This window comes from Streptomyces azureus, assembly GCF_001270025.1.
GTDB lineage: Bacteria > Actinomycetota > Actinomycetes > Streptomycetales > Streptomycetaceae > Streptomyces > Streptomyces azureus.
On record NZ_DF968291.1, the window covers coordinates 22,159 to 42,853 of the forward strand.

At 70.6% G+C, this 20,695-nt stretch carries 16 protein-coding genes and 1 pseudogene; 5 read left to right on the plus strand and 12 right to left on the minus strand.

Going from position 1 to position 20,695, the window contains the following annotated elements:
* Entirely contained in the window at positions 1-1,413 is a 1,413-nt protein-coding gene (locus AOQ53_RS18995) for an RICIN domain-containing protein (RefSeq protein ID WP_059418851.1), read from the plus strand.
* 18 nt (positions 1,414-1,431) lie between these two features.
* Here AOQ53_RS18995 and AOQ53_RS41275 read toward each other — a convergent pair.
* A pseudogene (locus AOQ53_RS41275) lies at positions 1,432-2,638 on the minus strand (rhamnogalacturonan lyase B N-terminal domain-containing protein).
* Between the two features lie 29 nt (positions 2,639-2,667).
* On the opposite strand from AOQ53_RS41275, the gene AOQ53_RS19005 reads away from it, so the two are divergent.
* The 3 genes from AOQ53_RS19005 to AOQ53_RS19015 all read left to right on the plus strand — a co-directional run bounded on the left by AOQ53_RS19005 (position 2,668) and on the right by AOQ53_RS19015 (position 6,395).
* On the plus strand, positions 2,668-3,747 hold the full coding sequence (locus tag AOQ53_RS19005; protein ID WP_059418855.1) for a rhamnogalacturonan acetylesterase: 1,080 nt from the start codon (positions 2,668-2,670) through the stop codon (positions 3,745-3,747).
* A 79-nt stretch (positions 3,748-3,826) separates the two neighbouring features.
* Positions 3,827-5,521 carry a DUF2264 domain-containing protein gene (locus tag AOQ53_RS19010; RefSeq protein ID WP_059418857.1) on the plus strand — a complete coding sequence of 565 codons (1,695 nt, stop codon included), beginning with the start codon at positions 3,827-3,829 and terminating at the stop codon, positions 5,519-5,521.
* A 79-nt stretch (positions 5,522-5,600) separates the two neighbouring features.
* Positions 5,601-6,395: an isocitrate lyase/PEP mutase family protein gene (locus AOQ53_RS19015; RefSeq protein ID WP_059418858.1), complete on the plus strand. Its 795-nt coding sequence runs from the start codon at positions 5,601-5,603 to the stop codon at positions 6,393-6,395.
* Positions 6,396-6,414: 19 nt separating this feature from the next.
* Here the strand turns inward: AOQ53_RS19015 and AOQ53_RS19020 are convergent, their stop codons facing one another.
* The 4 genes from AOQ53_RS19020 to AOQ53_RS46360 form a co-directional block, all read right to left on the minus strand.
* The gene (locus tag AOQ53_RS19020; RefSeq protein WP_059418860.1) at positions 6,415-7,386 is read right to left on the minus strand and encodes a phosphotransferase enzyme family protein; all 972 of its coding nucleotides are present in this window, start codon (positions 7,384-7,386) and stop codon (positions 6,415-6,417) included.
* Positions 7,379-7,969, minus strand: coding sequence for a TetR-like C-terminal domain-containing protein (locus AOQ53_RS19025; RefSeq protein WP_059418862.1), 591 nt, complete (start codon positions 7,967-7,969; stop codon positions 7,379-7,381). The genes AOQ53_RS19020 and AOQ53_RS19025 overlap by 8 nt, the downstream gene beginning before the upstream one ends.
* A gap of 22 nt (positions 7,970-7,991) precedes the next feature.
* Positions 7,992-9,311 (minus strand): jacalin-like lectin, encoded by a 1,320-nt coding sequence (locus AOQ53_RS19030; RefSeq protein ID WP_059418864.1) that lies wholly within the window; start codon positions 9,309-9,311, stop codon positions 7,992-7,994.
* Positions 9,312-9,434: 123 nt separating this feature from the next.
* The gene (locus AOQ53_RS46360) at positions 9,435-10,358 is read right to left on the minus strand and encodes a sigma-70 family RNA polymerase sigma factor family protein (RefSeq protein WP_078945386.1); all 924 of its coding nucleotides are present in this window, start codon (positions 10,356-10,358) and stop codon (positions 9,435-9,437) included.
* 230 nt (positions 10,359-10,588) lie between these two features.
* Between AOQ53_RS46360 and AOQ53_RS19040 the strand changes: the two genes are divergently transcribed.
* On the plus strand, positions 10,589-11,869 hold the full coding sequence (locus tag AOQ53_RS19040; protein WP_059418866.1) for an MFS transporter: 1,281 nt from the start codon (positions 10,589-10,591) through the stop codon (positions 11,867-11,869).
* A 22-nt stretch (positions 11,870-11,891) separates the two neighbouring features.
* On the opposite strand, the gene AOQ53_RS19045 is transcribed toward AOQ53_RS19040, so the two are convergent.
* The 7 genes from AOQ53_RS19045 to AOQ53_RS19075 all read right to left on the minus strand — a co-directional run bounded on the left by AOQ53_RS19045 (position 11,892) and on the right by AOQ53_RS19075 (position 20,688).
* Entirely contained in the window at positions 11,892-12,698 is an 807-nt protein-coding gene (locus tag AOQ53_RS19045; RefSeq protein WP_059418868.1) for an ABC transporter permease, read from the minus strand.
* A 1-nt stretch (position 12,699) separates the two neighbouring features.
* Positions 12,700-13,503, minus strand: coding sequence for an ABC-2 family transporter protein (locus AOQ53_RS19050; RefSeq protein WP_059418871.1), 804 nt, complete (start codon positions 13,501-13,503; stop codon positions 12,700-12,702).
* 1 nt (position 13,504) lies between these two features.
* The gene (locus AOQ53_RS19055) at positions 13,505-14,500 is read right to left on the minus strand and encodes an ABC transporter ATP-binding protein (RefSeq protein WP_059418872.1); all 996 of its coding nucleotides are present in this window, start codon (positions 14,498-14,500) and stop codon (positions 13,505-13,507) included.
* 139 nt (positions 14,501-14,639) lie between these two features.
* Positions 14,640-17,543 carry a glycoside hydrolase family 2 TIM barrel-domain containing protein gene (locus tag AOQ53_RS19060; protein ID WP_059418874.1) on the minus strand — a complete coding sequence of 968 codons (2,904 nt, stop codon included), beginning with the start codon at positions 17,541-17,543 and terminating at the stop codon, positions 14,640-14,642.
* 12 nt (positions 17,544-17,555) lie between these two features.
* Complete coding sequence (locus tag AOQ53_RS19065) at positions 17,556-18,440, minus strand: carbohydrate ABC transporter permease (protein ID WP_059418875.1); 885 nt, start codon at positions 18,438-18,440, stop codon at positions 17,556-17,558.
* Positions 18,437-19,402, minus strand: a complete 966-nt coding sequence (locus AOQ53_RS19070) for a carbohydrate ABC transporter permease (protein ID WP_059418876.1) — start codon at positions 19,400-19,402, stop codon at positions 18,437-18,439. Before AOQ53_RS19070 ends, AOQ53_RS19065 begins: the two co-directional genes overlap by 4 nt.
* 20 nt (positions 19,403-19,422) lie before the next feature.
* On the minus strand, positions 19,423-20,688 hold the full coding sequence (locus AOQ53_RS19075) for an ABC transporter substrate-binding protein (RefSeq protein WP_059418879.1): 1,266 nt from the start codon (positions 20,686-20,688) through the stop codon (positions 19,423-19,425).
* Between the last annotated feature and the right edge of the window lie 7 nt (positions 20,689-20,695).

Consider the following 20,695-nt stretch of genomic DNA (forward strand, 5'->3'; position numbering starts at 1 on the left):
ATGAGACGCGCGTACGCGCTCCTCCTCGCCCTGTGCCTGGCGCTGGCCGGCGCCCTCGCCACCGCCGGGACCGCACAGGCCGCGCCCCAGACCATCACCAACGGCACCCAGTTCAAGGACACCTCCGGCAACCCGGTCCACGCGCACGGCGGCGGGGTCATCAAGGTCGGCTCGTACTACTACTGGTTCGGCGAGCACCGCAACGCCGACAACACCTTCCGGTACGTCGACGCCTACCGCTCGACCGACCTGAAGAACTGGGAGTTCCGCAACCACGTCCTGACCGAGGCCAGCGACCCGGAGCTGGCGACCGCCAACATCGAGCGGCCCAAGGTCATGTACAACGCGTCCACCGGCAAGTTCGTCATGTGGATGCACAAGGAGAACGGCACCGACTACAGCGAGGCCCGCGCGGCCGTCGCCGTCTCCGACACCGTGGACGGCAACTACACCTGGAAGGGCAGCTTCCGCCCGCTCGGCCGGCACATGTCCCGCGACATCACGGTCTTCGTCGACACCGACGGCGCCGGGTACATGATCTCCGCAGCCCGCGAGAACTACGACCTCCAGATCTACCGCCTCACCGCCGACTACACCGGCATCGCGAGCCTGGTCGCCAACCCCTGGCCCGGCGGCCACCGCGAGGCCCCGGCGCTGTTCAAGCGGAACGGCGTGTACTTCATGCTGACCTCGGGCGCCACGGGCTGGAACCCCAACCAGCAGCAGTACGCCACGGCCACCAGCATCGCCGGCCCCTGGTCGGCCATGAAGAACATCGGCGACTCGACGACGTTCGGCTCGCAGACCGCCTACGTCCTTCCGGTGCAGGGCAGTTCGGGCACCTCGTACCTCTACCTGGGCGACCGCTGGGGCAACTCCTTCGGCGGGACCGTCAACGACTCGCGGTACGTGTGGCTCCCGCTGACCTTCTCCAACTCCACGACGATGTCCATGGCATGGTCGCCCGAGGTCACCATCGACACGGCCGCCGGGACGATCAGCGGCACGAGCGCGGCGTACAACACGCTCATCGCCCGCCACTCGTCCAAGTGCGCGGACGTGACCAGTCAGTCGTTGTGGGCGGGCGCGCAGCTCAAGCAGTACGACTGCAACGGCGGCGCCAACCAGAAGTACTGGTTCAAGTCCGTCGGCAGCGGCTACTACCAGCTGATGGTCAGGAACAGCTCCCTGTGCGTGCAGGAGAACGCGAGCACGGTCACGCAGGAGAACTGCAACGCCTCCGCGACGAGCCAGCAGTGGTCGCTGACCACCGCCGGCTCGTACGTGAACGTCAAGTCGCGCGCGAGCGGCGAGTGCCTCGACGTGAACGGCGCGTCCACTGCCAACGGCGCCGCGCTCATCACGTACACGTGCAACGGAGGCACCAACCAGCAGTGGACGCGCGGCACATGACACCCGCCGTGACGGCCGCTACGTCAGCAGGTCGATCGCGTCGATCGCCGTCCCCGCACTGAGGGAGCCGGTCGCCCCCGACCCGCTCACCACGTCGATCCTGAGCACGTTGTACTGACTCGGGTCCGTCTTCCGAGCGGACGCCGGCACTCTGTACGTGAACGTGTGGTTGTTGCCGCGGTACGAACCGGTGGTCAGCGACCGGGTGTTCGGCTGGGTGGGCGGGGAGGGATGGCCGGGGCCCAGGCGTCGTTGACGGTGACCTGGGGCCGGCCGTTCGCGTACGCCGTCGTCCTTCGAGCCGCAGGGTGTGCGCGGACGCCGCCTGGGCCGCCGTCAGCCGGAAGTGCACCAGCACCCCGCTGTTGACGTCCTTCCAGAAGCAGCAGGGGAAGGCCGCGGTCTCGCCGTCGCCGATGACGACGTTCCCCGTCCGGGACGCGGCCCGCGCGCCGGAACGGATGCGCGTACGTCATCAGGTCCGCGTGGAGTCGCCGGCCCGCGAGATCGCGCTCGCCGGCTCGCCCTTGAAGACGGTCGGCGTGTACGTCCCCGGCAGCACACCCGGGATGGAGAAGTAGCCGTCCGAGGAACGCGCCGGACCCCAGTACTGCGCCGCCGCGTTGGCCAGCCCGACCGTGTACGGGCACGCCGTGTTCCGCCCGGATCTCCCGGCGCCCGCGACCTTCCCCCGGCTGCTCGCCGGCACGTGCCCCGGGGACGCCGAGCGCATCGGCCCACGGTGTGGTCAGCGTGCCCGGGAACAGCGCCGGGGAAGGCGCCCCGCCGTCCGTGAAGGTGATGACGTACGGGCTCTGGAGACCAAATCGCTGGCCCTCGGCCTTGATCGTGCACAGGTAGGCGTTGTTCTCGCCGCTGCGGGCCGCGAAGTAGTGCCTGAGTGTGCCGTGCGTGACCGGGACCAGGATCGTCGAGCCGGACTGCCTGAGGCTCACGGTGGAGGCGCCGAGGCCGGACTCGATGTGCGAGTTCATGCCGCCGTAGCCGTGGTACTCCGTGCCCCGTAGACCAGGGAGGTCAGGTCGCCGGTGGACTTGCTCACCTTGAAGACCAGTGGGGCTGCGGGGGAGAGCGAGAGCGAGAGCGACCGTGCCAGTTGAATCGATTTCGCGAAAGGGCTTTCACGCGCTCGGAAGGAGCATCGTTGCGAAATCGAGCCCAGGTCTAGAAAGCGCTTGCCGCAAGCGATACGTTCAGCCGCCAGGCCTTGTCGCCGTGACGGAGGAGCTGCGAGTGAGACGTTTCAACATTGCCGTGCTGGCGGCTGTGACGCTGGGCACCGCCCTGTCCGCCGTGCCCGCCCATGCGGGCGATGGGGGTCCCCCCGCGCGAGGCGGTTCGAGCGTGGGGGAGGGCGGAAGGCCGGGCCTCGCGAACTGCACCGCCGACGCCTGCCACTTCGACGTCCCGCCCGGCACGTACGACGTGCGGGTCGTGCTCGGCGGAAAGACCGCGTCCGCCACGAGCGTCAGCGGCGAGACCCGCCGTGCCTTGCTGCCGGAGACGGCCGCACCGGCGGGCGAGCGCGTCACCCGCACCTTCACCGTGAACGTCCGCACCCCCGAGGGCGAGCCCACCGGACCTGACGGAACCCCCGGCCTCGACCTGAGGATCGGCGGCTCCGCCCCCGCCCTCGCCGGCATCAAGGTCACCCCGGCCCGGCACACGCGCCAGATCTTCCTGGTCGGCGACTCCACCGTCTGCGATCAGCCCGGCGACCCGTACTCCGGCTGGGGCCAGCAGTTGCCCCAATACCTCCGCAAGGGCGTGTCCGTCGCCAACTACGCCGATTCCGGCGAGAGTACGGTCACGTTTCTGGGGAACCCGCGGTTGTGGGCCACCGTACGGCCCCTGATCCGCCCCGGCGACCTGGTCCTCGTCCAGCTCGCCCACAACGACAAGACCACGGACGAGGCCACCTACCGGGCCAACCTGGAGACCCTGGTGGCGGGAGTCCGGGAGCGGGGCGGACAGCCGGTCCTTGTCACTCCCATCGTGCGGCGCTGGTTCAACCCCGACGGCACGCTGAACAACGGAACCGCGCTCCTGGTCAACGGCCTGGGCGTCGACCACCCGGCGGTCACACGCTCCGTCGCGGCCGAGCGGGACGTCCCGCTGATCGACCTCACGGCGAAGACGAAGGCACTCGTCGAGTCCCTGGGCGTGGAGGGTTCCAAGGCCCTGTACCTCACCAACGAGGCGCGGGACAACACGCACACCTCCGTGCGCGGTGCCACGGCCTACGCGGGCCTGGTCCGCGACGAACTCGTCACCCAGCATCTGGTGCCGAAGGGCAAGGTGCGGGTGGGATGAACCCCTGGGGCGCCCCGACCGGAACCGGGGCGCTCCAGGTCCAACCGTTTCCGACCTGTCCCGGCACGAAAGAGACGCGATGCAGCTGCCGCCCGCCGACCGCACGACCTCCGCGTACACCGGCTACACCCGCGCCCACTGGGAGGCGGCGGCCGACGCCCTGCTCACCGCCGTCGAGCCGTACGCGACCGAAGACCGCGCCCTCTACTACCTGCCCGGTGACCGGACCAGCTGGTCGGGCCGCCTCTCCGACGGACTGGAGGGCTACGCCCGCACCCTGCTGCTGGCCGCCTTCCGCCGCGACGAGAAGGCCCTGGAGCGCTACGCCGACGGCCTGGCCGCCGGAGTCTCGGGTGTCTGGCCCCGCATCGAGGACCGCAGCCAGCCCCTGGTGGAGGCCGCGTCGATCGCATTCGCCCTGCGCCTGACGCGGGACCTCTTGTGGGACCGGCTGGACGACGGCGTACGGCAGCGGACGGCGGCCTGGCTCGGCGACGCGCTCACCGCCGAGGCCTGGCCCTGCAACTGGGAGCTGTTCCCGGTCATGGTGGGAGGCTTCCTGGCCGAGATCGGCCACGAGCCGGACGCGTCCCGCGCGGCGATCGAGCGCGGCCTGGAGCGCATCGAGCAGTGGTACGTGGGCGACGGCTGGTACACCGACGGCGACGGCCGCAAGTTCGACTACTACAACGGCTGGGCCATGCACCTCTACCCGGTGCTGCACGCCTGGCTGGAGCGGGACGAGCGCCTGCTGGAGCTGTACGGGGCGCGCCTCGAACGTCATCTCTCCGACTACGCCCGCCTGTTCGGCGGCGACGGCGCTCCCATGCACCAGGGCCGGTCCCTGACATACCGCTTCGCGACGACGGCACCGCTGTGGCTGGGCGCACTGACCGGCCGTACGCCTCTGCCGCCGGGGGAGACCCGGCGCCTGGCCTCGGGAGCACTGCGCTACTTCCTCGACCGGGGTGCGGTGGACGACCGGGGCCTGCTCTCCCTGGGCTGGCACGGCCCCGACGAGTCGGTCCTCCAGGGCTACTCGGGCCCGGCCTCCCCGTACTGGGCGAGCAAGGGCTTCCTCGGCCTGCTCCTGCCGCCCGGCCACGAGGTGTGGACGGCGGCGGAGGAACCCGCCCCGGCCGAGCGCGCGGACGCCGTCACCCCCGTCGGCCCTCCCAACTGGCTGCTCCAGTCCACCCGTTCCGACGGTGTGGTCCGCCTCCACAACCACGGCAGCGAGGACGTCCGCTACGACCCGTACTACACGCGCCTGGCCTACTCGACCGTCACGGCCCCGTCCCCCTCCTACGACAACAGCGTGCTCGTCGGCGACGACCCGAGCCGCACCGGCATCGAACCGCTGGGCGTCGGCGAGGGCTGGGCGGCCTCGCGGCACACGGCGGGCGGAGGAGCCCGGGTGACGAGTGTGGTGCTGGCGCACGGGGCGGCGGAGGTACGGGCGCATCTGGTGACGGACGCCGAGCCCGGGACGCCCGTACGGGTCACCGGCTGGCCGGCGGAGGAGGGCCTGCGGGCCGAACTCCTGCCCGCGGCCGGCCTCGACGACGCCCTCACCGGCGTCACCGGCGACGGCGCCACGCTGTTCGTCGCCCTGGCCCGGCTGACGGGCGAGCCGGACCCGGTCCCGCTGACGGAACTGGTCTCCGTGCGGGTGGACGAGCCGGGGTCGGTCGAGGTCCGCTGGAGCGACGGGGACGGGGCGCGGGTCCTGCTGGACGGTTCGGGAGTGGAGGTGGCGCCGCTCACGGCCTGAGGCGGGTGGGGCGCCGAGGCGGCCTCACGTCGGCCGCACTTCGGTCCGGACCGAAGCGATCCGCGCCTAGCGTGGCCCCATGACCGCTCACCCGAAGCAGACACGGTACGACGGGGCGGACACCGCCTTCGCGGACCTTCACCACGCCGACGAGCCGCTCCTGCTGCCCAACGCCTGGGACTGCGCGTCCGCCCGGGCCCTCGCGGGGCAGGGGTACCGGGCGGTCGCGACGACGAGCCTGGGCGTCGCCGCGGCCGCGGGGCTGCCCGACGGCGAGGCGGCGACCCGGGAGGAGACGCTCCGGCTGGCCTTCGCGCTCGGCTCGGAGCCGTTCCTGGTGTCGGTCGACGCCGAGGGCGGCTTCAGCGAGGACCCGGACGAGGTGGCCCAGTTCGCGCGCGAGCTGTACGCCGTGGGAGTGGCCGGCATCAACCTGGAGGACGGACTCGGGCCCGCCGACCGGCACGCGGCGAAGATCGCCGCGGTCAAGGAGGCCGTCCCCGGCCTCTTCGTCAACGCCCGCACCGACACGCACTGGCTCGGCGACGGCGACGTCACCGACACGTTCGCACGGCTCGACGCCTACCAACAGGCGGGCGCGGACGGCCTGTTCGTCCCCGGCCTCACCGACCTGCGGCAGATCGCCACCTTGGTGCGCCGCGTCCACGCCCCCCTCAACGTCCTCTACTCACCGGACGGCCCCTCCGTCCTCCACCTCGCCGAGGCCGGCGTACGCCGGATCAGCCTCGGCTCGCTGCTGTACCGGCGGGCGCTGGGCGCGGCCCTGGAGGCGGCGGCGGAGATCCGGGCCGGCCGGACGCCGACGGGGCCGACTCCGTCGTACGAGGACGTGGCTCGTCAGGTCGCTCCGTAGGCTTCCGCAGGCGGTTCCGTCAGGTGTTGAGCGCGGCGACCAGCAGCGACACGGCAGCGAGGTCCGGCAGGCCGCGCAGGCAGGTGACGACCTGGTCGCCCGCGAACTCGCGCTGCGCGGCGGTCACGGCGGGATCGACGGCCGTCTCCGCCTGCACATGGATGTAGTTCAGGTCCGTGGCGAAGAGCATCGAGAACGACTGCGGGCCCGTGACCACGGCCCGGCCTCCGGCATCCCGGTAGGCCCGGACCAGACGCCGGGCGGACGCGATGTCCACCTCGTTGCGGCCCGACCACACGTACACGGCCCGCGCGAGCTCCCGTTCCGCCGAGATCGGCCCGGCGTTGTCCCAGTCGAGGAGGACCGGCCCGTGCGGGCCGACCAGGACGTTCTGGGGCTGGAGGTCGAGGTGCGAGGTCACGAGACCGCCGGGGGCCGACGGTGTCACCCAGTGCGCCAGCCGGGGCGCGGACGTGGCGACGAACCGGCCCAGCTCGTCCGCCCACGGCAGGCCGGCGTCCCGCACCTTCTCGAGGACGTCCTCCCAGTCGGCCTCGTCAGGACACCGCTCGTACCAGTCGCCCGGCGTCTCGACGGCGCCCTCACCGGCCTGGTGCAGCAGCGCCATGGTCCGGCCGAACCAGTCCAGGACGTCCGGGTCGGACGCGTCCGCCCGGGTGCCGTCGACCCAGTCGTACAGCTTCACCCAGGACCCGGCCGGGGCGCCGAGGCGGGAGACGTGCGCGCCCTGGCGGTCGGGGTGGAGACGGGGCGAGGCGATGCCCAGGTCCGCAGCGGAGTCCCGGAGCGCGGCCTCGCGGCGCACCTGTGCCTCGTCGCAGCCGAAGAGGAGCTCCTTCACGGCCCACGAGGACCCGTTTCCGGTGAGCTTCCAGATCTGGCCCAGTGCGCCCCGGGTGACCGGTGTCATGGTCCAGGGCCCGGCGCCGAGGGCGTAGGTCCGCGCTATGGAGTCGGCTGTGTCACGCATCGGTCGTCCTCTGTCCGTGGGGCCAGTTCCGAAGCAGTACGTGCAGGGCGTCGATCGCCCTGTCCCAGGACGCCTGTACGTCACGGGGCGCGCCGAAGGCACCGGTGGACTCCAGGGCGCAGTAGCCGTGGAAGGTGCTGCGCAGCAGGCGCACGGCGTCGGTGAGGTCGGGTTCCTCCAGGCCGTAGGCGCGGAGCATGCCGTAGGTGATGTCGGCCGTGCGGCGCATCGCCGGAGAGTCCGCGACCAGGTCCTGGTCGATCGGGATCTGTGTCGCCGCGTACCGGCCGGGGTGCTCCAGGGCGTAGGCCCGGTAGGCGCCGGCGTAGGCCCCGAGCGTGTCCCGGCCGGCCTCCCGCCCTTCGACCGCCGCGGCGATCCGGTCGATCATCTCGCCGCCCGCGAGGAGGGCCATCCGCGTGCGCAGGTCCTTGAGGTTCCGCACGTGGGTGTAAAGACTCGCGTCCTTCACCCTGAAGCGGCGGGCCAGGGCGGAGAGGGTGACGTGATCCAAGCCGGCCTCGTCGGCGAGATCGGCCGCGGCGGCGACGAGGCGGTCGGGGGTGAGGCCGGCTCTGGGCATGAGGGAAGAGCGTAGTACGAGCTCAGCGGATCGGCGCGTAAATCACCCCCAGCTTGTCGATCTCTCCGCCCGCGCGGCCCGTGAAGCCCACGATCTGCCAGCCGGACGGGGCCGTGAAGGTCTTCGCGGCGGACGTGGCCGTGCCGGCGGACAAGGTGCGGTTCCTGTCCGTCGTGAAGGACGCCGAGAAGATCCGGGTACGGCCGTCCTTCTGGCCCTGGGTCAGCTTCACCGAGGTCAGGTGCTCGCCCGAGGCCAGCGTCAGCGAGGTCGCCGTGCCGCCCGTGCCGCCGTGGGTCAGGGCCGTCCCGCCGTCGTGGGTCAGGGACACCGCGTCCAGGCGGGTGCCGCCGCGCAGGGTGAGGGCGCGGGGAGCGGGGTTCGCCGGCAGGTCGTCCGCGTCGTTGAAGGCCGTGCCGTGCGGGCCGCCGAAGAAGTCGCTCGCCCGCAGGGACGAGTTGAGCGTGTAGGAGAAGTCGACCGCGTGCGGGAAGTGGTCGGAGAGGTGCTTGCCGTCCGAGCGGAGGAAGGCTTTCCAGTCGTTGGCGTAGCGGGTCGCGGTGAGCGTCAGCAGCTTGCTGCCCCGGTAGAGGACCTTGTCCACGACCTCGCAGTCGTTCGTCGGCACCGCTTCGTCACAGACCAGCGCGTCGCTGCCCTGGGCGGGTGGCGTACCGCCCTTCACCAGCTTCACCCACGCGTCCGTCAGGCCGTTCTCGGACAGCAGCGTGCGGATGTTGTCGCCGGTGCGGGTGTACCGCGTGTTCGTGTCCCCCATGACGATCACCGCGTTGCCCGCCGAGTTGGCTTGGACGAAGTCGGAGAGCTGCTCGACGTTGGCCCGGCGTGCGGCCAGCGCGTCGTCGGTCGAGTCGGCGTTGGTGTGGACGTTGTACACGTCGACGAAGACGCCCTCCGCGAGCCTCACCCGGGCCAGCGAAAACCCCTTGGGCGTCAGGCAGTTGGTGCCGGTGCAGGCGTTCCACTTCACCCGCTGGAAGTCCTCGAAGGAGTGGTCCGAGAGGGTGTTGAGCCCGTCACCGAAGGCCGCGCCACCACTGGTCGCCGTGCGGTAGGGGTGCTTGTCGTTGGCGTACAGCGAGGCGTGGTAGTTGAAGTCCTCCTGCACATTCACGATGTCGTACGGCCCGAGCCGCTGCCCGATCAGCGGGGTGTTGGTCTCGGGGTCGCTGTCGCCGAGCCCGAGGGGGAGGCCCGCGATGTTGTACGTCAGCACGTTGAAGGAGCCGGATTCCGCGGCGGCGGCGGGCGTCGCGGAGGTCGCGGTCAGTCCGGTGAGGGTCAGGGCGGCAGCGGCGAGGGCGCCGAGGAGTCGTCTCATGGTGGGGGTGTCTCCGGTCGGGGAGGCAGAGCGGGACATGAACGATGCTCAGGTTCGATGCCAACTCGGGCGAGGCGCAAGGGACAAGGGGGAAACAGTGGGAGATGAAACGGCAGACCGGGGCTACGACCACGCCCACGGCCGCAGCTTCTCCGGGTTGCGGACCACCCAGACCCGGGTGACGCGCCCGTCGGAGACGTCGAACGAGGCCACGGTCATGACGACGCCGGCACGCTGGGCCACCAGACCCGGCACACCGTTGACCGACCGCTCCAGGAGTTCGAGTCCTGGAGCCTTGTCGGCAGTGGCGACCATGTACGGGGCGATGCGCGCGCCGCCCTCGAGCGGGCGCAGGACCGCGCCGGCCATGAAGAGGGTGCGCTGGGTGTGCGGGTCGCCGTCGGCGAGCAGGCGGCGCAGCACGGGCAGGAGCCGGTCGGCGTCCCACCGCCGGTCGCCCAGCGGGCTCCGCTCCAGCTCCCACTGGAGGTACTTGTTGTAGGGCCGGACGCGGCGGTGCAGGGCGAAGAGCACCTCCAGGGCGTAGGGGACGGACTCGGCGGCGTCCAGGTGGCCCATGGCGGGGCGGCCGTCGCGGTAGCTCTTGAGGGAGCGGTAGGTCTGGTTGACGTACGCGTCGAGCCAGCCGTCGACGGCGGCCCGGGCCTCGCCGGCGCCCAGCGTCCGTTTCTCGTCGAGGATCCGGGCGATGGTCCCGTCGAGCCGGTCGAGCAGCACCTCGGCGTGGACGTAGGAGTAGCGCGCGAAGCTGTCCGGGCGGCCGGGCATGCCGCGCGTGCGGAACTCCGCCAGCGGAATGACCACGAGGTCCAGGTGGGCGGAGCGGAACCAGTCCAACTCGGCGATCGGCGAGGCGTGCCGGTCCCTCAGGATCACGTGCAGGTCGTAGTCGGAGTGGACCGTCGGCATGCCCTCGTGGACCCGGGAACCGCTGAGCACCAGCCCGGCGACGCCGGGATCGGCGGCCGCCCGTGCGGTGAAGGCGGCCAGGGTGTCGTCAGGGGTGTCGCCCAAGGTGATGTGCATGGTGATCTCTCCCTGCGGAACGTCAGGGGTACGGGTCGGGTTCGCGTCTGCGGTGTCGGGGACACCGCGGGAGAGATCACCTCACGGTGCGGACACTACTCCGTCCGCACCGCCCACCGGTATCGATTTGCGCGGGCATCGGAATGCGGGCGGGTGCGGCATTCCTCGGTCGCCGCGGGGAGCCGTAAGGTTGCCGGGGCCGGGCGGTGGGGACACGGGGAGGCGGCGGCATGACGCACGGGGCGGCGCGGCGCGAGGACGTCGCCGACGAGGGCTTACCCGGCACCCGTCCCCTGTGGCGGCAGCGCGACTTCGGCATCTTCTGGGCCGCGCAGACCCTCTCCGTGCTCGGCGACTCCTTCGCGCTGATCGCCCTGCCCCTGCTGGTGCTGGAGGCCACGGGTTCGGTCGCGCGGATGGGTCTGCTGACGGCGGCGGGCGGGGCGGCCTCGGTCGTGGCGGCGGTGTTCGCCGGGGCCGTGGTGGACCGGGTGGACCGGCGGCGGCTGCTCATCGCCTGCGACCTCGCGCGCATGGGGCTGTACGGGGTGGTCCCGCTGGTGTGGCTGTTCGGCCCGCAGATCTGGCTGCTGTACGTGGTGCTGCCGATGTGCGAGGCCGTCGGCATGCTGTTCGCGGTCGGCTACGTCACGGTCGTGCGGGGCCTGGTCGGCACCGCCCAACTCACGGAGGCGAACGGACGGTTGAACGCGACGGCCGCCGCCGCGGGCGTCCTCGGGCCGCTGTGCGCGGGAGTGGTCGCCGCCTGGTCAGGCCCGGCCGCGGCGGTCGGAGTGGACGCGGCCAGCTTCGGTGTGTCGGCCGCGTGCCTGTTCTTCGTACGGTTCCGCAAGCGCACACCGGACGAGCGGCCGGGGCAGCACAATTGTGAGCGCACCGGCCTGTGGCAGGACCTGCGCACCGGCGCCGCCTTCCTCTACGGCCACCCCGTGCTGCGCTCGCTCACCGCTCTGCTGTTCGTCTTCAGCTTCCTCACGCTCGGCCTGAACGACCTGGTCATCTACCACCTCAAGCACGATCTCGGCCATGACGACGGCACGGTCGGCACCGTCATGGCGGTCGGCGCGCTCGGCACCATCACCGGTGCTCTGCTCGTGGCCCGGTTCCGTCGCCGCCTCGGCTTCGGCCCGACGTGGACCGGCTCGGTCGCGGTGTGCGGGCTGGCCTTCGCGGGTCTCGGCTGGGCCCGTGACGTGCCGGTCGTCGCGGCCCTGAGCGCCGCCTTCCTCGCCTGCGCCGGCATGGCGGGCACCTGCTCGATGTCGCTGCGCCAGGAGGTCACCCCCGAGCACCTCCTGGGCCGCGTCACGTCCGCCTTCTGGACGCTTCAGTACGCGGCGGCACCGATCGGCGCGGCCGTGCTGACCTGGGCCGCCGAGGAACAGGGCACGACCCCGGTGGCCCTGGCCGCCGGAGCCACCTGCGTCCTGCTCGCCGTGACCGCCCTGTTCACCCCGATCCGCGGATCGGGCCGCGCTCTCACCCGTTGACCCCGCGGATCGGGCCGGAACCTCACCCGTTGATCCCGCTGTAGTGCCGCAGACTCCACCGCCACAGCAGCCGCGCCCCCAGATACGCCAGCAGCCCGAGCAGCGGTGAGGCCGCCGCCAGCCAGTACGGCACGCCGGTGGTGTGGCCGTGGCCGGTGAGGACCGCCGCCGGGAAGTAGGCGACGAACGCGAGCGGGAGACCGTAGGTCAGGAAACCGCCCACCGCCTTGGGGAGGACGTTCAGCGGGTAGCTGCCGAACGTGCCGAGGAGCTCCTCCAGCCAGCGGCCCCAGTAGTCGGAGGCCGGGAAGCGCAGGGACGCGCTGGCCACGACCGTGAACAGGGCCGCCTCCAGAAGCATGCCGCCGAGCACGGCCGCGACCAGATACGTGATGCGGCCCGCCGTCCAGTCGAGATCGCTGCGGGACAGCGCGCCCACCATCAGACCCGCCGCGACCGTCAGGTCCCCGATGGCGTTGGTGGGGAAGAAGGCCAGCTGCATCTGCCGGTGGACCGGCATCGGGCGCATCAGGTAGATGTCGACCCGGCCTTCCTGGATCTGCCGGCCGGCCCAGTGCATCCGCCCCAGGAACAGCACGAACAGACCGTGCGCCAGCATGCGGGTCGCCGGGATCAGCAGCACGTCCGAGCTGTCCCAGCCGCCCATCCCGGCGAACCGGGACAGCAGCACCGTGGCGAACACGATCACCGACACCTGCCAGATCGCCCCGATCGCGATCATCAGCAGGAACTCGGTGCGGTACTCCATCTGCGCGCGGAAGTTGAGCGCCGTGACGCGCCACACGATCCGCAGAGCCTTCACCGACATCTCAGCCTCCCTGCGAGATCACACGCCGGGCGGCCCGCCGCCACAGCAGCCGGGTGAACAGCGCCAGCACCACGACCCACGCGGCCTGGACGGAGAGCTGGAAGGCCGCGTCGGACAAGGGGATCCGCCCCACGTACAGCGACAGCGGCACGCTCAGCGTCGCCTGGAAGGGCAGGAAGGCGCTCATCGTCACGAACCAGTCCGGGAAGAACCACAGCGGCGCGTACACCCCGGACAGCAGGTTCTGCGCGAACAGCAGGATGAGCATCGCGGCGGTGTTGCGGACCGTCCAGAAGCACAACTGGTCGAGCACCAGCATGACGTAGTACAGGACCCACTGGCCCAGCAGCATGCTGAGCACGAACACCCCGGCCACCGGGGCCGAGCGGGGCGGCTCTATGACCCCCGCCGCCAGGCAGATGACGTACCCCGTCAGCGCCCACGCGAGCCCGTACAGCTGCTCGCCGGCGGCCCGCAGGGCGTAGTAGCGCTGCGGCGGCAGCGGACGCAGGTACCAGTAGACGATGGTGCCGAAGTGCATGTGCTGGAGGACCGTGTCCCGGCCCGCGTACTGGTCCAGCTCCCGCAGCCGGGACGCCAGGACGGCCAGTACGGCGTAGGTCACCGCCTGGTCGCGGCTCAGGCCGGCGGTCGTGCCGGTCTGCGCGTACAGGCCGCGCCACAGCGACCAGACCAGCACCACCTGAACGGCCAGCCGGAGCGCTACGGCGGTCATCCGGGGCGGGGCGTTCAGCTCGCCGAGCGGGGTGACGCGCGCGGCGCGCCAGGCGTGCAGCGCGGCCACGTCAGACCTCCCCGTCGTGCACGTACGCGGCCCGCATCACGTCTTCCAGGTCCGCCTCGTCCAGGGCGATGTCCGTCACCTCGAACCGCTCGACCACGGCCTTCAGCGCCTGGTGGACGGTGGGCGCGTCCGTCCCGTCGGGGCCGAAGACGACCTGCGCGCCGCCCCGCCGCAGCAGCGTGATGCCGGGCGGTGGTACGACCTCGGCGTGCGGGTCGGCGAGCGTGGCCCGCACCTGCCAGGTCGAGCCGAACTTCCGGCGGATCTCGTCGAGGGTGCCGTCCAGGACCAGCCGGCCGTGGTTGACCAGCACCACCCGCTCGGCGAGCCGCTCGACCTCCGTCATGTCGTGCGTGGTCAGCAGCACCGTACGGCCGCGCTGTTCGACCTGGTGGCGCAGGAACTCCCGCACCTGCTCCTTGACCACCACGTCCATGCCGATCGTCGGCTCGTCCAGGAACACCACCGGCGGGTCGTGCAGCAGGGCGGCGGCCAGATCGCTGCGCACCCGCTGGCCGAGGGAGAGATGACGGACCCGGGTGTCCCAGAACGACGACAGGTCCAGGATGTCGTCGAACTCCTTGAGCCGGGCGGCGTGTTCGGCCTTCGACACCTCGTAGATGTCCCGCAGGATCGCGAACGACTCGCGCACCGGCAGGTCCCACCACAGCTGCGTGCGCTGCCCGAACACGGCGCCGACGTTGCGGGCGTTGCGCTCCCGCTCCCGGTACGGCACCACGCCCGCGACCCGGGCCTCGCCGGACGTGGGCGTGAGGATGCCGGTCAGCATCTTGATGGTGGTGGACTTGCCGGCGCCGTTCGGGCCGAGCAGGGCGAGGAGTTCGCCCGGGGCCACGTCGAAGGTGATGTCGGAGACGGCGTGCTTGGCCACCCGCTCGGGATTGACCAGTGATCGGACGGCGCCCAGGAAACCGGGGCGGCGGACGGTGGTGTGGAAGGTGCGGGACAGTCCGCGGACCTCGATGGAGACATTCAACCGACTCACCAACTTCCTTGCGGTGAACGCAGTCGCGGCCGGTCGGCTTCGAGGGCCGACCGGCCGCGGATGACGTCCCGACCCTGTCGGAATGTCGATCAATGGGTCAATCGATTAATCGATTTCTTACATCGATTTCTTACCTGGTGGTCGAGAACACGAACGCGAACTCCGCCGGCTCGGCCTTCAGGAAGTACTGCGGCAGCGGACCCGGACCGCAGGACTGCGAGCCGATGCCGTGCTGCCCGTGGTCGAGGTTGACCCACACCGTGTCGCCGGGTGTGAGGTCGGTGCGGTGCCGGGCCGCGTCCAGCTGCTCGGTGGTCCAGCGCCGCGCGGTGAACCAGAACTCCGGGTCGCCCTCGATCCGCAGACCGCCGAGCTCCACCCAGCGGACGTCGGCGCGGGCGCCGTTCTCCTGCGGGCGGAGGTACGGCGTCTGGAGACGGTCCACCGTCGACTGCCAGCGGCCCACCATGGACGCCGTCCGGGTGTCCGGGTACGCCTCGCCCGGGCCGCCGCCGAACCACTCCACCCCGTCGGCCTCCGGCAGCCCGAAGCGGACGCCGAGCCGGGGCAGCGGCACGGTCCAGTCGCCCTCCGGCGTCACGGACACGGTGAGCTTCAGCCGCTCGCCGTCGGACGTCCAGCGGTACACCGTGTCCAGGCCCACCTCGCGGGCGGCGGGCGCCACCCGGGTGCGGACCGTCAGCGCGTCGTCGCCCGCCTCGACCGCAACCAGGCGGTGCCGCATGCGGTGCAGTCCGAGCGTGCGCCACAGCATCCCGTAGCGGGTGTCGGTCTGCCATTCGGCGCCGTCGTCGTTGTCGGTCGGCGCCCGCCACACGTCCAGCCGCGGGGCGCTCACCTCGACGTCGCCGATCGACAGCAGCGCACCGGTGCGGGCGTCGAACGCGGCCGGGCCGAGGGTGAACCGGTCCCCGTCGCGCACGGGACGGTCGGTCGCCGGGAAGGACGGCAGCGGCCGTGCCCCCGCGGCGAACTGCCCCCAGGCCACGACGTGGTCCTTCGCGGCCCACAGCGTGTCGTCCGCGAGCAGCGCCCGCACGGTCCACTGGCGTTCGCCGCCCCGGCCGTCCACGGGCGGCTCCGGCAGCTTCACCTCGGCGCTCTCGCCCGGCGCGAGCGCCGGCACCGACAGCGAACCCGACTCGACCGTCTCGCCGTCCACCTGGCACGACCACTCGAAGGCCAGCGCGGACAGGTCGGCGAAGTCCTGCTTGTTGGTGATCCGCACGATGCCGTTCGCGCCGTCGCCCTCGATGTGGACCGGCTCGATGACCTTCTTGTACTCGACGAGGCCCGGGGACGGTGTCCGGTCCGGGAAGACCAGTCCGTCGCAGACGAAGTTGCCGTCGTGCAGCTCCTCCCCGAAGTCACCGCCGTAGGCGTAGCCCAGCTCGGGGTGCTTGACGCCGTGGTCGATCCACTCCCAGATGAACCCGCCCTGGAGCCGCTCGTACTTCTCGAACAGCTCCTGGTAGTCGGCGAGCCCGCCCGGGCCGTTGCCCATGGCGTGGCCGTACTCGCACTGGATGAAGGGGAGCTCACGGCGCTTGTGCGTACCGCCGTCGAGCCGCTGCCCGATCTTGTCGACCTCGTCGTGGAAGGCGTACATCCGCGAGTACACGTCCGTGTCGCGGCAGTTCCAGTCGCCCTCGTAGTGCACCAGCCGGTCGGGGTCGCGGTCGTGGATCCACTCGGCCATGGCGGTGAGTCCGCGCCCGGTACCGGCCTCGTTGCCCAGAGACCAGAAGACGATCGACGGGTGGTTCTTGTCCCGCTCGACCATGCGCGCCGCACGGTCCAGCAGGGCCGGGGTCCAGCGGTCGTCGTCGACCGGGTTGTCCCGCCAGTCCTGCTCGGTGAAGCCGTGGGTCTCCAGGTCGCACTCGTCGATGACCCACAGGCCGTACTCGTCGCACAGGTCGAGGAAGGCCGGGTGCGGCGGGTAGTGCGAGGTGCGCACGGCGTTGAGGTTGTGCCGCTTCATCAGCAGGACGTCCTCGCGCATGGTCTCCAGGTCGAGGGCGCGGCCCTGCTCGGGGTGCCACTCGTGCCGGTTGACGCCCTTGAAGAGGACGGCCCTGCCGTTGACCTTGATCAGCCCGTCCTCGAGGACGACCGTGCGGAAGCCGATCCGCAGCGGCACCCGCTCGCCCTCGGTGGCCAGCACACCGTCGTAGAGCCTCGGCGTCTCCGCGGTCCACGGCTCCACGGCCACCGTCACCGACTCGCCGGTGGCGACGTCGATGTCCAGGGCCGGGACGGTCACCCGCCCGTCGACGTCGGAGTCGACGCGCAGGGTGCCCTCGCCGGTGGTGTGGTCGTAGGAGGCGTGCACGAAGAAGTCGCCCACACTGCCCGCCGGGCGGTGCAGCAGCGTCACGTCACGGAAGATGCCCGGCAGCCACCACTGGTCCTGGTCCTCCAGGTACGACCCGGCCGACCACTGGTGCACGCGCACGGCCAGCACGTTTTCGCCCGGCTTCAGCAGGTGCCCGACCGCGAACTCGTGCGGCAGCCGGGAGCCCTTGAACTCGCCGAGTTCCGTGCCGTTCAGCCACACCCGGGCGCAGGACTCGACACCGTCGAACCGCAGCACCGCCCCGCCGTCCGACGGCCAGTCGGACGGCAGGTCGAAGGCGCGCAGGTGGTCACCGGTCGGGTTCTCCGTCGGGACGTGCGGCGGGTCCACCGGGAAGGGGTAGAGGTGGTTGGTGTAGATCGGGGACCCGAACGCCCCGTCGCCCTGGAGGACCCAGTGCCCGGGGACCGTGACCTCGGCCCAGCCCCCGGCCTCGTAGCCCTCCTCGGCGAACGAGTCGTCCTCGGCGTCGATCGTCGCGGACAGCCGGAAGCGCCAGCTGCCGTTCAGGGACAGGGACCGAGCGTCCGAGGACGCGTACCAGGCGCGGGGCGGCAGGGCCCCGCTGCCCGGGGAGACGTCCTCGACGTACTCAGCTGGGGGTCCCCCCTGCTCGAGCGGAGCCGAGAGCTTGGGGGAGGTGCGGAAAGACATCGGTCTCCTAGCTCAGCCCTTGATGCCGGTCTGGGCGATCCCCTGCACCAGCCAGCGCTGGAGGAAGAGGAAGACGAACACCAGGGGCAGGATGGAAATGGCCGTGGCCATGAAGATCAGGTGGTAGTTGACGGTCTGGTTGGTCATATACGACGACAAAGCCACCTGGACTGTCCAGGCACTCGGATCCTGTCCGATGACCAGGGGCCACAGGAAGGAGTTCCAGCCGTTGATGAAGGTGATCGTGGCCATCGCCGCGAAGAAGTTCAGCGAGTTGGGTACGACGATCCGCCAGTACGCGCCCCAGTAGCCGAGCCCGTCCACGCGTGCCGCCTCCTCCAGCTCCTTCGGGAACCCGAGGAAGTACTGCCGGAACAGGAAGCAGGTGAAACCACTGAACAGGCCCGGGATGATGAGACCCCGGTAACTGTCCACCCAGCCGAGGGACGAGACCAGCACGAAGCTCGGCACGAAGGTGACCGCCGTGGGGACCATCAGGGTGGCCAGGACGGCGTAGAACACCTTGTTGGCGTGCTTGTACGGGATGCGGGCCAGACCGTATCCGGCCATCGAGCAGATCAGCAGGATGCCCGCGGTGTGCAGGACGGCGACGACCACCGAGTTCCACAGGGACCGGGCGAAGTCGACCGTGACGTCGTTGAACGGCTCGGCGAAGTTGCCCCACTGGATGGCGGTGGGGAACCACTTCCAGTCCTCCCCGGTGATCTCCGGGTCCGTCATCAGTGCGTTGCGGACGATGAGGTAGAAGGGGATCAGGAAGAGGACGGCCGCGATGCCGGTCGCGATGTACAGGCCGGTACTGCTCATGACGCCGCCGCCGCGCTTGGCCTTGGCCGGCTTCGTGACCTTCCCGAGGTCGGGTGCTGTGGTGGTCACTTGGACTCCTCACCCCTTCCGAAGCCCATGATCTTGCCCTGGAACAGCGTGACGACGCAGATGAGCAGGGTCAGGACGACCGCGCCCGCGCTGCCCGCGCCGTAGTTCTGGTTCTCGCCGAGGGCCATCTTGTACAGCTCGACCAGCGGCGGCTGGCCCCAGGTGGCCTTGGGCAGCAGGTTCCAGAACTCGTCGAAGGCCTGGTAGGCGGCGATCAGCAGGAGCAGGATCACCGCGGTGGACGTGGCCCGCAGTTGGGGCAGCGTGATGTGCCGGAAGGTCTGCCAGCCCGGCTTGGCGCCGTCGATGGCGGCGGCCTCGTACAGCTCCTGCGGGATGTTCTGCAGCGCCGCGAGGAAGAGGATCATGAAGAAGCCCGACTGGAGCCACAGGCGGACGGTCACGATGACCAGCCAGTACCAGGGCGGGTCGGGGTTGGCCAGCCAGGCGATGTTCTCGACGCCGAACCAGCCGAGGAAGGTGTTGGCCATGCCGAAGCGGACGCCGTTGAAGATGGACATCTTCCAGATCAGCGAGGCCGCCACGTAGCTGACCGCGGTCGGCAGGAAGAACACCGACCGGAAGAACGCCCGCATGAACCGCAGCCGGTTCACCAGCAGGGCGAGTCCCAGCGACATGGCCCAGGTGGCCGGCACGATGAACGCGGCGAACACGGTGAACGTGACGAGCGAGCTACGGAAGTCCGCGTCCGTCAGGACCTGCTTGTAGTTGTCGAAGCCGACGAACTCGCTCGGCGTGACGGTGAAGCGTGCCTCGAAGAAGCTGAGCCAGACGCTCCAGCCGATGGGCACGAAGACGAAGATCACCAGGCCGATCAGGAACGGGCCGGTGAAGAGCCAGAAGTTGAAGGTGCTGTTCGCCCGCAGGCCCCGCCGCGGCCGGGTCCGGGAGACCTTGGCCGGGGCGGGCTGGGCGACCCCGCGCGTGGTGGTGGTCGACATGTCGAGATCCGTCCGGTGGTCTATCCGAAGAGCTTCTTGAGCTCGGCGTCGACCTTCTTCTCACAGGCGTCGAGTGCGGCCTTCGGGTCGCCGTTCTTGCGGACTGTGTTGGCGATCACGTCCCAGAAGGCGGCGATCATGGCCTGCGTCCAGCCGATGTTGTCGAAGTGGCCGAACTCGTTGAAGAGCTTCACGCCCTCGGCCGGCAGGCCGGACTTCAGCTTGTCCGCGGACTGGGCCAGGGAGGTGCGCGGCGGGATGTGGAAACCGTAGGAGGTGGCGAAGTCCTCCTGGTACTGCTTCTGGTCGATCCACAGCCACTTCACGTATTCCTTGGCCGCCTCGACGTTCTTGCTCTTGGCGTTGACGAACATCGACCAGCCGCCGTTGTAGACGGACTGCTTGCCGGCCGAGCCGACCTTCGGGAACGGGAAGATGCCGATGTCGTCGCCGAGCGCCTTCTGCATGGCGGGCATGGCCCACATGCCGCACCACTGGATCGCGGTGAGGCCCTGGATGAAGGCCGACGGGTCCCACGAGTCGGCGGGGGCGTCGAGGAGCAGGTTGCCGCTGGTGAACAGACCGCGCAGCTGCTTGAGGCCCTCGGCGACGGCGTCGGTGTTGAAGGCGGGCTTGTTGTCCGCGGTGAGCGTGTCGGCACCGGCCGACCAGATCAGCGGGCGGTCGATGTTGGTCAGGTCGTTGCCGAGGAAGATGCCCTTGACCTTGCTCGTGGTCAGCTTGTCGGCAGCCTCGATCAGCTCCTCCAGCGTGGTCGGAACTTCGACCCCCGCCTTCTCGAACATCGAGGGCCGGTAGAAGAGGAACTGCGGGTCGTCGATCATCCGGACGCCGTATATCTTGCCGTCGACCGTGTGCGACTTGATGTCGGCCTGGTTGAAGTCGTTCTTGACCGGCTCGATGATGTCGGTCAGGTCCGCCACCTGGCCGCTCTTGACCATCTGGATCTGCGGGTGGAACTCGAAGACGTCCGGCGCGTTCTTGGTGAGCAGCGCGGCGAAGAGCTTCTGCTCGAAGTTGTTGCCGGTGATCCACTGCGTGGTCACGTTGGCGCCCTTGTAGGCCTTCGCGTAGCGCTTGACGGCCTGCTCGACGCCGGCCTCGCCGTACGCGTGGAAGTACTGGACGAGGCCCTCACCCGACCCGGACCCGCCGCCCCGTCCCGTGTTGCTGCCGCACGCGGCAAGTCCGCCGGCGGCGGCCAGACCCATCGCGGCCCGCAGTACGTTCCGGCGGTCCCAGTTCATGTTGCTCGATGCCGACATGCTGACG